Source organism: Pectobacterium sp. IFB5596, from assembly GCF_021432585.1.
GTDB classification, from domain to species: domain Bacteria; phylum Pseudomonadota; class Gammaproteobacteria; order Enterobacterales; family Enterobacteriaceae; genus Pectobacterium; species Pectobacterium punjabense.
Map to the genome: position 1 here is coordinate 124,302 of NZ_LXFY01000023.1, position 12,846 is coordinate 137,147.

General features: G+C 48.3%; 9 protein-coding genes, 2 tRNA genes and 1 pseudogene. 4 read left to right on the forward strand and 8 right to left on the reverse strand.

Features of this window, described 5'->3' with window-relative positions:
* Positions 1 to 446 precede the first annotated feature (446 nt).
* A complete protein-coding gene (locus A6301_RS14260) occupies positions 447 to 671 on the forward strand; it encodes a DUF2594 family protein (RefSeq protein ID WP_107168531.1) in 225 nt (74 codons plus the stop codon).
* 94 nt (positions 672 to 765) lie between these two features.
* Here A6301_RS14260 and A6301_RS14265 read toward each other — a convergent pair whose 3' ends face one another.
* Both A6301_RS14265 and A6301_RS14270 read right to left on the reverse strand, forming a co-directional pair.
* On the reverse strand, positions 766 to 1,053 hold the full coding sequence (locus A6301_RS14265) for a hypothetical protein (RefSeq protein WP_107168530.1): 288 nt from the start codon (positions 1,051 to 1,053) through the stop codon (positions 766 to 768).
* 448 nt (positions 1,054 to 1,501) lie between these two features.
* A tRNA-Lys gene (locus tag A6301_RS14270) sits at positions 1,502 to 1,577 on the reverse strand.
* 336 nt (positions 1,578 to 1,913) lie between these two features.
* Between A6301_RS14270 and cycA the strand changes: the two genes are divergently transcribed.
* Entirely contained in the window at positions 1,914 to 3,326 is a 1,413-nt protein-coding gene (gene cycA, locus A6301_RS14275; RefSeq protein ID WP_107168529.1) for a D-serine/D-alanine/glycine transporter, read from the forward strand.
* Between the two features lie 169 nt (positions 3,327 to 3,495).
* Here the strand turns inward: cycA and iraP are convergent, their stop codons facing one another.
* Together iraP and A6301_RS14285 are read right to left on the reverse strand one after the other, a co-directional pair.
* Positions 3,496 to 3,762: an anti-adapter protein IraP gene (gene iraP / locus A6301_RS14280; protein WP_168444506.1), complete on the reverse strand. Its 267-nt coding sequence runs from the start codon at positions 3,760 to 3,762 to the stop codon at positions 3,496 to 3,498.
* 395 nt (positions 3,763 to 4,157) lie between these two features.
* Positions 4,158 to 4,427, reverse strand: a pseudogene (locus tag A6301_RS14285) (LysR family transcriptional regulator); the annotation flags it as partial.
* A gap of 379 nt (positions 4,428 to 4,806) precedes the next feature.
* On the opposite strand from A6301_RS14285, the gene A6301_RS14290 reads away from it, so the two are divergent.
* Positions 4,807 to 4,882 (forward strand) — tRNA-Asn (locus tag A6301_RS14290).
* Positions 4,883 to 5,255: 373 nt separating this feature from the next.
* Complete coding sequence (locus A6301_RS14295; protein WP_234258086.1) at positions 5,256 to 6,428, forward strand: dienelactone hydrolase family protein; 1,173 nt, start codon at positions 5,256 to 5,258, stop codon at positions 6,426 to 6,428.
* A 137-nt stretch (positions 6,429 to 6,565) separates the two neighbouring features.
* On the opposite strand, the gene A6301_RS14300 is transcribed toward A6301_RS14295, so the two are convergent.
* The 4 genes from A6301_RS14300 to A6301_RS14315 all read right to left on the reverse strand — a co-directional run bounded on the left by A6301_RS14300 (position 6,566) and on the right by A6301_RS14315 (position 12,770).
* On the reverse strand, positions 6,566 to 7,762 hold the full coding sequence (locus tag A6301_RS14300; RefSeq protein ID WP_234258241.1) for a multidrug effflux MFS transporter: 1,197 nt from the start codon (positions 7,760 to 7,762) through the stop codon (positions 6,566 to 6,568).
* Between the two features lie 122 nt (positions 7,763 to 7,884).
* Positions 7,885 to 10,974 carry an efflux RND transporter permease subunit gene (locus A6301_RS14305; RefSeq protein WP_234258087.1) on the reverse strand — a complete coding sequence of 1,030 codons (3,090 nt, stop codon included), beginning with the start codon at positions 10,972 to 10,974 and terminating at the stop codon, positions 7,885 to 7,887.
* Positions 10,971 to 12,080, reverse strand: a complete 1,110-nt coding sequence (locus A6301_RS14310) for an efflux RND transporter periplasmic adaptor subunit (RefSeq protein WP_234258088.1) — start codon at positions 12,078 to 12,080, stop codon at positions 10,971 to 10,973. The genes A6301_RS14305 and A6301_RS14310 overlap by 4 nt, the downstream gene beginning before the upstream one ends.
* Before the next feature lie 75 nt (positions 12,081 to 12,155).
* Positions 12,156 to 12,770: a TetR/AcrR family transcriptional regulator gene (locus tag A6301_RS14315; protein ID WP_107168494.1), complete on the reverse strand. Its 615-nt coding sequence runs from the start codon at positions 12,768 to 12,770 to the stop codon at positions 12,156 to 12,158.
* Positions 12,771 to 12,846 lie beyond the last annotated feature (76 nt).

The window sequence follows — 12,846 nt, forward strand, 5'->3', positions numbered from 1 at the left end:
TTAACATTTCAAATACGCCACACAGTATAAACCGGTTAATAATACAAAATGTGTAGAAAACAAACCAAATGGCATGCAATTGGCTTTATATCTTGAATGTCAATGAAAAATTACTATTGTAAGCAACATGTGATTAAGCATCACGCCATCGCCTATGACGATATTATACAAATAATATATTTATAGAAAAGCGTCCATAGTGAATATGGTATGTATTAAGCGCAACACATCTACAGCCCTTTCCACGAAATGGCATCCAAAATATAAGCGCTATTATAATTAATTAAATGCATAAAAAACAGTCACTAAAACGGTGTTATCCGCGAATAATATCAATCTACAATATGCTTTATGTTATACTCCTCACTATCTGATTTTGCCTGTCGTGTCAGCGGTAACGCCGCAGCAGGCGAAGGAAAACATCTTTTTCTTGTTGAGGAGAAAACATGAGCAACGTAGATTTTTCTACTACCGCATCCGCTGAAACCCTAGCCCATGAGGTTACTTGTCTGAAAGCGATGGTTACGCTGTTATTAAAAGCAATCGGCCAGGCAGATGCCGGTAAAGTGATCATCAATATGGAAAGATATATTGCTCAATTGGAAGACGCCGAGCAGGCTGCTGTTTTTGATAACACGATTAAGCAAATCAAAACAAGCTACCGAAAATAGCACTATTTGCTACACCGCCATCTCAGTAATTTGATCTGGCGGTGTAGCGATATTTAGCATGACTCTTTTTAATTTAATAAATAGAGACTCTCGTCTATTTGTTTCCAATACTGATGAGTTTCAAAAGCAGCGCCTCTTCTTTCTTTTTATATTGTGTTAATTCCGTCACCAATGCCTTATCCAAAAACTGTTTCCTAGAGAGTGCCTTTCTTTCATCAACTAACTCCCGCAGTTCGGTGAAGCACGCATTTATCTTGTACTCTTTTGAACTTTCTGTACAAATTATCTCATGGATTGCCTGGCTAAGTTCAGACAACGAGATAACTGATTTTGGGTCCTGGTGACTTTTTTCTATGACAGCCAGTAATTTTTCGAACCCCATATGAACCTCCGAAATCAAGCAGAAACTTGCTTATGGCTAACCAGGAAGCTCCAGCTACTTCTAAATGCCGCCCCAGTGGATGTGAACACAGCCCAGTGCAAACTCGTAACATCACATACGATCTATCGTCTATTCCATCCATTAAGCATAGCACTTTCTCAGAACTCTTCAGGGCACAAGAGACACATCTTGCCCAAGCGGAACAGTGATTATCGGTTGTACCACCAATTGCGTTATATTTTCTCTCAGTGACAATATGTTATATGAATAACAAGCACACAAGAAATCATCGAATGTATTAAGTGAAAAGAGCCATAGAATGAAATAGAAAAGAAAGAAAAAGAGTTAATAAAAGGGAGGAATTAAAAAATAGGCGAGTATAAATTAGATAACAAATAAAAAAAAATGATAACAAATCAAAAAATAATTTGTAACCTATTGAAATTGTTGGTGGGTCGTGCAGGGTTCGAACCTGCGACCAATTGATTAAGAGTCAACTGCTCTACCAACTGAGCTAACGACCCAACGGGAGGGATTATTCTCCTCCCTAGCTCGCCTGTCAAACACTTCATATTAATTTTTTATGCCGCAATAATAGCATTGTTAGCGACAGGCAATTTTGTTAACCTGCACGACCTAATATCTACACTCCTCATTATTTTATATCTTCTTCATTACTAGGGCGAAAAACATACAGCAGCATCTGGCATCATTACCTGCCCTCTTTATGCTCGGCTATCTCAGACATCCGCTGTAATAAGTACTGCGGTTGCGCTATCTTATTCTCTTCGATTTTCGCAAACGAGAGCCGCCAAAGAGCTCAAAACACATCACAGACAGAAACAGGAAAGTGTACTTAAATGGTCGAACAATCAAAAGAATCCGCAGACCTTGCCCCTGAACAGGGAGAGGGACTGCAACGGAATCTGACTAATCGTCATATTCAACTCATCGCCATCGGCGGAGCGATCGGCACTGGGCTATTCATGGGCTCAGGCAAAACAATCAGCATGGCTGGCCCTTCGATCATTTTCGTTTATATGATCATTGGTTTCATGCTGTTTTTCGTCATGCGTGCGATGGGAGAATTATTACTCTCCAACCTCAACTATAAATCATTCAGTGATTTTGCTGCCGATCTGCTTGGACCATGGGCTGGTTTTTTTACCGGCTGGACTTACTGGTTCTGTTGGGTAGTCACCGGGATTGCCGATGTCGTAGCCATTAGCGCTTACTCTCAGTTCTGGTTCCCTGATTTATCACAGTGGGTATCTTCCCTGCTTTGCGTTCTGCTATTACTTACGCTAAATCTGGCAACGGTGAAACTGTTTGGCGAGATGGAATTCTGGTTTGCAATGATAAAAATTGTCGCTATCGTCGCACTCATTGTGGTCGGTGTAGCGCTGGTCATGATTCAGTTTTCTTCTCCATCTGGAAATGTCGCCTCTTTTACTAATCTATGGAATGATGGCGGCATGTTCCCTAAAGGGATTAGCGGTTTCTTTGCCGGGTTTCAAATAGCCGTATTCGCATTTGTTGGCATCGAACTGGTAGGCACGACCGCAGCTGAAACTAAAAATCCGAAAGTCGTGTTGCCCCGCGCGATTAATGCCATCCCAATTCGCATCATCATGTTCTATGTTTTTGCGTTAATCATGATTATGTCTGTGACGCCGTGGAGTGCAATTACTGCGGATCGTAGTCCTTTCGTGGAAATGTTTGTCCTTGTCGGCTTACCCGCTGCTGCCAGTATGATCAACTTCGTCGTACTGACATCTGCGGCATCTTCCGCCAATAGTGGTGTATTCTCAACCAGTCGTATGCTCTTTGGTCTTGCTAAACAAGGTGATGCACCAAAAAGTTTCGGTATGCTATCTAAACGCTCAGTCCCCTCCACTGGGCTGATGTTTTCCTGTATTTGTTTACTCTCAGGCGTGGTGTTGATCTATCTGATACCGAACGTGATGACCGTGTTTACACTCGTGACCACCGTTTCCGCAATTTTATTCATGTTCATCTGGAGTATCATCCTGTGCTCCTACCTAACATATCGTAAAAAGCGCCCGCAACTGCATACAGAGTCATCATATAAAATGCCATTGGGGATTTTCATGTGCTGGGTATGCTTGGCCTTTTTCGCTTTCGTTATTGTACTGTTAACATTGCAACCAGATACACGCCAAGCGCTCGTTGTCACGCCGTTATGGTTTATTGTTCTGGCTATTGCTTATCAGTTTATTCGTCGGAAAAAGCGGGCTATTGACGGAAAGTAAAATTTGTAAATGCAAGAAAGGCGCAGACAATGTCGGCGCCTTTAATTTTTTTCGGGAAAATCACGCATAGCACAAGTACTCTCTATTATTGAATATAAACAATTCTCAATTGATGTACGGAAATTAATATGCGGTCAATTAATGTCGCCACCATTGATATATAAGAAAGTTATTCTCGTAATGAAACGGTTGTGATGCGATTGATGTTTTTAGCCAATAGTTCGAAGGCTAAGCAATTGCACTCGTCTTTCCGCTGTGAAGCATCAGCAACAACACCTTCTATTTTTCTATTTAACTCATTGATTTTTCCGTCATCTAGCGTTGAGACAATAGCAGAGATCAGCATCTCTAACGATTCAATCTTAGCGTTAAGCGCTTTTTCTCCAACTTCCTTTTCTGCCAGCTTTATTAAAAGATGAGAGAGGATATTATTCATTTGAACTCCTTAATCAAAAAAATAACCGCCATACATCCATAAGGCAACACCCGTTCTTTGTCGCACAGGATTAGAGAAACATAACGAAGATTAATGTAACACTGTGAATGGCCTGACCGCTAGTGTCTATTATCATTTTAAGAAAATCATATTCACACTACAGTAATGAAATGAAGCTGCAGATAAATAAATCGAATAAATAAAAAAATTAAAAAAGCATTTTATTTTTTCGAACAAAAAATAACTATTTTGAAGAAAATCACCAAAATCATGAATGTGTGATGAAATTCACAGAAAAATAAAGATACTCATTTTTGACAGAATGCCAAACAAAGAAGCTAGATGAGTAGCCAGCTATAGGGAAACAGCTGGCTCTATAGTTACCTTTACTACGCACTCATTGATTGATGTGCGCCACTCACCGCATCCTTTGCTTGTTCACACTGTGACAATATCGTCTGTGCATGAGAATAAAGAATTTTCCCCGCTTCGGTAGGCGTAACACCACGTCGACTCCGCACCAGCAGTTGTTTTTCGAGTTCACTCTCCAGCGTCGCGACCTGCTGGCTCAGCGCCGGTTGTGCAATATGCAACAACTCAGCAGCCTGTGTAAGGCTACCGATATCAACGATTTTCACAAAATACTTGAGCCGTCTAAGATTCATGTCTGCCTCCTGAGTAGTTACTCTAAAGAGGTAGCAAAAAGCGCGCCATATTATGTTTCTATGCCTAAGAAAAAGTGATACCTCATTGATAAGCCACAGGTAAAATAAGGAAAAGCAATGATTCTGCTAACCAAAATACCTGATTCTGCCTAGGAATCCCCTCAGCAAGCCCATACCAACCTGCACCATCTTAAAGCACCCCCTGCTATTTTAGGGTGCAAACCCGTCCGCGACTCAGCGTATTTCATTGCTTTCCAGTGCTCAACTTGAGCAATAATTTCAATATGTTGGTTATTAGTTCGGCAATCAAACGCACCAAGCGATAACAGCCTTTGACAACCCGAAACGCTCCCGCTATTATCCATCGCACTTAACCGATTCCTCTGTAGTTCAGTCGGTAGAACGGCGGACTGTTAATCCGTATGTCACTGGTTCGAGTCCAGTCAGAGGAGCCAAATTAGAAAATCCCGCTTAAGGAAACTTAAGCGGGATTTTTGCTTTTTGCACTGTATTCAATACGTTCCATCTGAAAATTGTTCCCGATGTACATTCCATTTTCATCCCGCATCGGATGAATGTGGTGGTCAGATTTGGGGTCACGTTGGTTCGATGGCGAAGTGACCCCAAATATCTCTTAACGACTCAAAAACTCGGTATCAAGCCTTCAGATAAACGCCTTAAAATCCCCGTTCCACCCGGCTTACTCATGTATTTAAACCGCAGCTAAATAGACCTTGAGTTACCATTGAAGCCAGAATGAATACCTGATATTCATCGGGTAGTTTTGCATGAAAATACATTATCAAACACCAGCCAAGGTTAACAAAAATGCGACACTACTCTATGGCCAGCCTTACCGGAGTCATCGTCACCACAGCATTGTTTTGTATTACCTTTTCTTCCATCGCCGCACCACTGAATATTTCACTACAAAATCAGCAGTTTGAGGGTCTCATCAGAGAACCACTTTCGTTGCAGGTAATACTGGATAATGGTAAGCCAGCAATACTGGACGCATTTGTTACCCGGCCAGTCGGCCAGACAACACTCCCTGTGGCGGTGATCACTAACGGTACCGTTGGTACTGCCGAATTTGATCGCTGGGAAATGAATCCAAACCGCGAATCGTCAACCGCACTCGCCTTTGCGCGCCACGGTTATGCTGCTGTTGCCGTTCTGCGCGAAGGGTACGGCTATTCAAGTGGCGGTGCTGAATATTCAGGTGGTTCCTGTAAGCAGCCTCTGCATAAACTGGCTGGTGAAAAAGACACCAAGGATATGCTGGCCGCGCTTGAAGCAATAAGACGTCAACCCTGGGCCTCTCCTGATAAAGCGGTTCTGGCAGGCATGTCAGCAGGCGGCTTCGCCGTTCTGGCAACTAGCGCGGTTAACCCTCCCGGCGTTCAGGCTATAATCAATTTTGACGGAGGCAGAGGTTCCATTGATGGTAAATCACTTTGTGATAAAGCTGGCTTGATTAAAGCCCTGACCACTTATGGCGCAACTGCACGTATTCCTTCTCTGTGGCTCTATTCCAGCAATGATCAATCTTTCACACCAGAAATAGGCAGAACATTTTATGAAGCCTATCGCCACGATGGAGGTAATGCTGAATTTATTGAAATGCCTGCTTTTGAAAGCAATGGACACGTCTTTATGGATACAGCCCCTGAGAATTTCTGGTGGAAACACGTAGCTACCTTCCTGGCACAACAGCACTTACCATCAGAGGAAGTCGTGACCTTACCGATAACACATCTTGTTTCTCCCGCAAATCTTAATAACCTCTCAGGCGAAAAGGCGTTCAGAAAATACGAAACAGCACGACTTTATGAGAAAGCCTTTGCGACAGGCAAGGATGGGGCATGGGGGACAGCATACTGGGGGCGAACAGGTCAGGAAGCGGCTGATGCAGCCATCAGGAACTGCGAAAAATTCCAGCACAAGGGAACAACCAACTGCACGGTATATGCCATCAATGATGAGGTTGTGGCACAGTAGCTCTGTCGCCAGCGCTTAATAAAGATTAAGCGCTGGCGACGTTTTTCATTCGATGGGTTCCCGGAAAAAACTGTCTAGTCATCAACATCCATAAAATCTGAAACTGTTCTTACAGAATTACGCCTGTGAATTCGTATTCACCTCACATGTGGGACAACGCGAAATAATACCAGCGCTATCAGGCAGGCCGTTGCCTGTATACCACCTAGCGTTGTGACGGCGGGAAACGTTAGCACCGAGCCTAGCCAAGTTGCCATCGCCGCCATTCCCATCGTCAAAAAACCAAGCAGAGCAGATGCCAAACCCGCTTCTTTCCCGAAAGGCGCCATCGTAATGGCTGTTCCCAGCGGATTAGCTAAGCCCATTCCCCAGAGGAAGACAACCATCGACAAGGTATACCAGCTCAGTTTTGGGGTTTCCGGCCCAAGCAATAGCAAACTCCCACCGACTAATGCGGTAGCAAGCCCCGCCGAAGCAATCCTTCGCGGGCCATAACGGCGAGCCAGCTGCGGCGCAGCTATGCCAGCACCAAAGACAACAAACACGGTGGAAGCAAAATATAGCCCAGCCTGGAGCGAAGACAGCCCTATCCCACTCATCAGAATCGCAGGCGCAGCGCCGAAAGACGCAAACAATCCGCTCATCAACAGGCTCATCGACAGTGCCGGAAGAATAAATTTCCCATTCGCAACCAGGTTGCCGTACGCAAATATCACGCTCGGCATTGCGTATCGGCTCCTACGCTCCATGGGGTGCGTTTCCCCCAGTCCATGAGCATAGAAGGCCGCGATGGCAAAGGCCGCAAGCCCCACCACTATAAAAATCGCTCGCCACCCCAGTGTGGTGGTCAGTACGCTACCCACCAGCGGTGAGAATCCGGGGGCTGCGGCCGTCGCGATCATCGTCAGAGACAACGCGCGCGCCAGCGTTTCGCCGTCAAATAAATCACGTGCAATCGCGCGCGCTAACACTGAAGCAGTGCATATCCCCAGCGCCTGAATGACTCTTCCAGCGATCAGTGTGTCAAGTGAATCAGCAAGACCACCGACAACCGTACCAACAATAAATATGGTGAGGCCGCCCAGTACAAGCGTCTTGCGTCCGTAGCGGTCCGACAATGGCCCCACAACCAGTTGAGCCAGCGCGAAGGTAATGAAAAAACTGGAAAGCGTCAGACCCAGTTCACGTGAGGATGCCCCAAGCTGCTCTCCAATATCGGGAAACGCCGGAAGAATGATATTTGTGGACAGTATGCTAATAGCCGAAAGACCTGACAGTAACGCGACAATTTTTCCGGTTAATCGCGGAGCTTCAGAAGAATAGGGTTTCACCATAATTTCAGTACTCATGGTTACCTTAGCGATAATGACTGGCGCGGGAATACGCTCCGCGCCAGTTGGGTGGTTTTCGTCACAATCTGTTGCCTGTGGCGATTGTCTTTTATCGGGGTGACGGTTTATGCCGATGCATGTTTATCATCATGCGTCTGATTATCGGGGCGTATTTTGAACCAGATAGCGTACATCGCGGGTAGGAATACCAACGTCATGATCGTTCCTCCCAACGTCCCGCCAATCAGGGTATAAGCCAACGTCCCCCAAAATACCGAGTGTGTCAGCGGGATAAACGCCAGAATAGCGGCCATGGCCGTAAGCAACACCGGTCGGGCACGTTGCACCGTTGCTTCCACCACCGCATGGAAAGGATCAAGCCCTTCCTTCTCGTTATGATGGATTTGCCCTATCAGAATTAAGGTGTTACGCATCAGAATGCCCGATAGCGCGATCAGTCCAACAAGCGCATTAATACCAAATGGCTGGTTGAAGAGCAGCAGCGTTGGCACCACACCAATCAGCCCCAGCGGAGCGGTGAGAAATACCATCACCATCGCAGACATTGAGCGCACCTGTAAGATGATGATCAACAGCGTTATGGCGATCATGATGGGAAACAGCGGCGCCATCGCTTTGGTTGCTTTTGCCGATTCTTCAATCGAACCCGCTTGCTCAATGCGGTACCCAGCGGGAAGCGTATCAATGATGGGCTGTAGCGCCTTCACAATTGTCGCGGACACATCTGGTGGCTGTAGCGTTTCGGCTATGTCGCCACGGATGGTAATAGTCGGCGTTCGATCTCGACGTCGAAGTACAGGGTCTTCCATTCGGACCTCAACATCACCGATCTGCGGAAGGGGGATGCGTTGACCGGATGCCCCAACCAACGTCAACCCTTCTATTTTGGCGGGATCATGTCGAATATCCCCCGCGGCACGGCCTACAACCTGTACAGAACGGATATCTTCACGCACAGAAGTAATCGGAACGCCAGAAAGTAGGAACTGGAGCTGTTGAGCGATCGCACTTGATGTCAGCCCCACCGACTGCAACCGATCCTGATCCAACGTGAAATGCAACGTCGGTACACGTGGGCCCCAATCGGTGTTGACCGTCCTCATCATTGGGCTAGCCTGCATCACCGCTTCCACTTTGTCTGCAATCTCACGCAACGTGACAGGGTCCGGCCCCATTACACGATAGGCCACCGGGAAAGGTGAATACGGGCCAAACACCAGTTGCGTCACGCGAACCCGCGCTTCGGGCGCTAGCCCATCAGCCGCCGCTTCACGGAGCCGAAATTTAAGTGCTTCACGCGCTTCCTGACTGTCCGTTAGCACAACAATCTTCGCAAACGACGGATCGGGTAACTCCGGTGCCATCGCCAAATAAAAACGCGGTGACCCTTGTCCGATATAGGTCGTGACAATTTTTGCTTCATCCTGTTGTTTCAGCCAGTCTTCGATCTTCGCCGCAGTGATACTGGTCTGCTCAATAGAAGTACCATAAGGCATTTGCACCTCCACCAGCACTTCAGGGCGATCGGAGGTTGGGAAGAATTGTTTCTTGACCATCCCCATCCCGCCAATAGCAACCACAAACACGGCAATAACGGTGCTGGCCACCATCCATTTCCGCGCGATCACGCGCGTCAGTAAACGGCGAAAGCGGTTGTAATGCCGAGAGTCGTAGATGGCTGCATGCCCTCCCGCCACGGTTTTTATTTCCGGCAACATCTTTACGCCTAAATAAGGTGTAAAGACCACGGCAACGACCCAGGAGGCAATTAGGGCAATGCCGACGATCCAGAACATATTACTGGTGTACTCACCGGCGGTAGACTGCGCGAAACCATTGGGCATAAAACCCACTGCCGTCACCAACGTACCAGCCAGCATCGGTGCCGCTGTATGACTCCAGGCATATGCCGAGGCTTTAACGCGGTCGTATCCTTCTTCCATCTTCACCACCATCATTTCGATGGCGATGATGGCATCATCCACCAGTAAACCCAGCGCCAAGATCAAGGAGCCCAGCGTAATACGGTCGAAATTTTTGCCGGAAGCTTCCATCACCACAAAGACGATAGCCAGCGTCAACGGCACCGCGGCCGCAACAACAACGCCTACACGCCACCCCATGCTGATGAAGCAAACCACCATTACAACAAGCAACGCGACGAAGAATTTGATCATGAACTCGTCGACGGACGAACTAATATTCACTGATTGATCGGTGACTTTCGTCAACGTCATGCCGAGTGGCATACCTTCATTGATTTTGGTCGTCTCAGCATCCAGTGCCTGACCCAAATCCAGGCCATTCCAGCCCTCGCGCATCACAACACCCAGCAACAGCGCTGGCTCCCCCTGATTACGAACCAAAAAGGTCGCAGGGTTTTCGTAACCACGCTCAACCGTCGCCACATCCGAGAGCTTCAGCGATCTCCCCTGCGCAACAATTGGCGTTTCTCGGATCTTCTCCAGCGTGTCAAAAGCACCATCCAGACGGATAAAGACCTGTGGCCCGCTCGTATTAATCGAACCGGCCGGCGTCAGCACGTTCTGACTGTTCAGCGCGGAGAAAATATCCTGCGGAGAAATGCCCAGCGTCGCGAGCCGATCATGCGAGAACGAGACGAAGATGCGCTCAGCCTGCTCCCCGATAATATTGACCTTCTTTACTCCCGGCACATGCAACAGACGCTGACGCAATGATTCGGCATCGCGGACCAACAAACGCTGCGGCTCCCCTTTGGCCTTCAGCGCGAAGAGTGCAAAGGTCACGTCTGAGAATTCATCGTTAACCATCGGCCCGATCACCCCCGACGGTAAATTCTTCGCCTCATCGCTGAGTTTCTTACGCGCCTGATAAAATTCTTCCTGCACTTGTGAAGGCGGCGTGCCGTCCTGCAATGACAGCATCGTAAAAGCTAGCCCAGCGCGCGTGTAAGTTTCACTGCGGTCATACCACTTGAGCTCCTGCATCCGTTTTTCAAGCGGTTCGGCTACCTGCTCCTGCATTTCCTGAGCCGTCGCCCCCGGCCAGGCAGAAATAATCGTCATCTGCTTGACCGTAAACGGTGGATCTTCCGCACGCCCCAGTTCAAAGAACGAGAGAATGCCCGCGACGGTTATCAGGATAATAAGAAACAGCGTGATGGAACGCTCACGGACGGCGAGAGCCGAAAGATTGAACCGCCCTTCGCTCATGGTTGGCTCCCGGCGACGCTGGCATCGCGCTGTTCAATCACTCGGATCACCTCACCGTCATGCAACAAATGTGCGCCTAAAGCCACAATTTGTTCACCGGGCTGTAAACCGCTGGTCACCCTCGCCGTGTCATCACCCAACGCAATAACCTCAACAGGCTTCCACGACACGTTGAGGGGCTCACCCGAAATACCCCATACCCCCGGCCCTTTTCCCGCGTCATAAATAGCAGCGATTGGCACCTGAAGAACCTGCTCAGGTAACTGATCCTCCGCAATATTGAGCGTGACCGTCGAGCCAAGCGGCGCACTCGCCAGTGCGCCTTCAAGCACATATCGAGCTTCGAACGTACGCGTCTGAGGATCGGCAGCGTCAGACAGCAGTCGCAGTTTCGCGGGAATGGACGGTTTAGCCGCACCGTATAACCTTGCCATGGCCTCGCTACCGACCACGGGGCGTAACGTCTCAGGAAAATGTACGACAGCCTCCCGTTGCCCCGCTCGCGCCAGCCGAACGACAGGTTGACCTGCACTCACCACTTGACCGGGCTCTGCCAGCGTATCGACTACCACACCATCGGCGTCGGCCATCAAAACGGCATACCCCGTCGCATTACGCGCCACATCAGCCTGCGCCTGCGTGGCGTTCAGATCCGCTTTTGCCGTCTCGGCAGCCGCCTTTATCTGATCGTAGGCTGAAGCGGATATAGCACCTGCGGCAACCAGACCTCGATAACGAGCCTCGTCATCGGTAGCCTGTCGGGCACGAGCCCGGGCAGCGATAACAGCCTGCTGCTGGGCTTGCGCCTGTAAGTTGAGATCGATAGGGTCCAAACGCATCAAAGGTTGACCACGTTTGACGCTTTCTCCGGTATTGACCAGACGCTCGAGAATTTTACCTTGCACCCGAAAACCTAGATCGCTTTGAACCCGGGCGATAACAATGCCGGTGAACGCGCGAGAGGCATCAACGGCGCTCACCACGGTAGCCGATCTCACCAAAGGAGGCTGATTGCGCGGATCGTCAACGTCGGAAGCATCGCCGCACGCCACCAGGGCGAGAGGCAACAGGCAAACAGCGATAGTGGCAGATTTGAGCCGAAGCATGGGTTCCCTTATTACATTAACAGGACAGAAACCGCATTCTCCAACTAGTGACCAATATTGTCAATGGTCACATTTTTAAGGTGCCAGACTACGTAATATCAACGACGACAGTAATACCGCTGCTGATGCTGCTGTATCAAGGTTGTATTGCAATTGAACAGGGCTGATATAAGGGAGCATGACCAGATAGATCGCATTCGCCGTCTCATCCAACGGTGTCTTGCGTTCAAATTCCCCGGATTGTCGTCCCTCAAGAAGAATTTGCTGAATAAGCTGGCGTAGCTTTTCCTCATATGCTGCTGCTGAAGGCCACCGATCGCGAGAGGATACCGCGGCAATATCATAAATCTTGCGGTCATGAAAAAATAAGTCGCTACACGCTTCTGTCAAGGCTCTGAACAGGCGTCTCAGTTTTTCTGAAGCCGTTGGCGCATCCGCGATCGCTGAATTGACAATATCCATAATCATCGCCAACCGATTAGCGCAGATCACCTCTCCGATAGCCTGTTTGGAATCAAAAAATTTGTAGATGTAGGCCTTAGAAAAACCAATCGCTTTGGCCAGATCGGACACGGCTGTCTTTTCATATCCAAAATGTCCGAAGTGCTCAGTGGCAGCGTCCACTATCTGATCGCGGACGCTATGGTCCGACGGGCCGCGTGGGGAATGTGTATTCATATGTGTAGTCATGTTTCCAGCTTAGCTCATCGGGTCTTGATTGACAACGAGTGACCAATACGTAATATGGTCACATTATTTTTGGCTC

Excerpts from the sequence above, each read along its gene's own strand:
- A6301_RS14260 (WP_107168531.1), top strand. The coding sequence starts at position 447 with ATGAGCAACGTAGATTTTTCTACTACCGCATCCGCTGAAACCCTAGCC.
- A6301_RS14310 (WP_234258088.1), bottom strand. The coding sequence starts at position 12,080 with ATGCTTCGGCTCAAATCTGCCACTATCGCTGTTTGCCTGTTGCCTCTC.
- iraP (WP_168444506.1), bottom strand. The coding sequence starts at position 3,762 with ATGAATAATATCCTCTCTCATCTTTTAATAAAGCTGGCAGAAAAGGAA.
- A6301_RS14295 (WP_234258086.1), top strand. The coding sequence starts at position 5,256 with ATGCGACACTACTCTATGGCCAGCCTTACCGGAGTCATCGTCACCACA.
- A6301_RS14305 (WP_234258087.1), bottom strand. The coding sequence starts at position 10,974 with ATGAGCGAAGGGCGGTTCAATCTTTCGGCTCTCGCCGTCCGTGAGCGT.
- A6301_RS14300 (WP_234258241.1), bottom strand. The coding sequence starts at position 7,762 with ATGGTGAAACCCTATTCTTCTGAAGCTCCGCGATTAACCGGAAAAATT.
- A6301_RS14315 (WP_107168494.1), bottom strand. The coding sequence starts at position 12,770 with ATGACTACACATATGAATACACATTCCCCACGCGGCCCGTCGGACCAT.
- A6301_RS14265 (WP_107168530.1), bottom strand. The coding sequence starts at position 1,053 with ATGGGGTTCGAAAAATTACTGGCTGTCATAGAAAAAAGTCACCAGGAC.
- cycA (WP_107168529.1), top strand. The coding sequence starts at position 1,914 with ATGGTCGAACAATCAAAAGAATCCGCAGACCTTGCCCCTGAACAGGGA.